This window comes from Vibrio sp. S234-5 (assembly GCF_000960595.1).
In the GTDB taxonomy this organism is placed as follows: domain Bacteria; phylum Pseudomonadota; class Gammaproteobacteria; order Enterobacterales; family Vibrionaceae; genus Vibrio.
Genome location: NZ_JZAM01000430.1, coordinates 1 through 393, shown reverse-complemented (window position 1 = coordinate 393; position 393 = coordinate 1). Strand labels below are relative to the sequence as shown.

The window sequence follows — 393 nt, the reverse complement described above, 5'->3', positions numbered from 1 at the left end:
GAACTAGACAAAATTGCAGATAAGTTCGCCTCCCAAGAGAAAGAAGCTCAAGAGGCAGTAACCGCTTACAAACCACTGGCGAAAGTGGAAGTGCCTTATTCGACGGGCAAGTTCCCAACAACGCGCTACTGTTTGATGGAAATGAAGCCCAAGACTGGTCGCAAGCACCAATTGCGTCGCCACATGGCCCACTTACGTCACCCAATTGTGGGGGACACATCGCACGGTGATGGTAAACACAACAAATTGTTCCGTAACGAATTTGATTCACACCGCTTGCTGTTACATGCTTCGGAGCTGCGTTTTGTGCATCCGTTTACAAATGAAGAGCTAGTGATGAAAGCGAGTATCGACGATACGTGGCAGCAATTGTTTACTCGATTTGAGTGGGAC

1 protein-coding gene is annotated in these 393 nt (G+C 48.1%); it reads left to right on the top strand.

Annotated features, from left to right (window positions below):
- A partial coding sequence (locus UF06_RS22865; RefSeq protein ID WP_045572518.1) for a pseudouridine synthase occupies nucleotides 1-393 on the top strand: 393 nt, incomplete at both ends.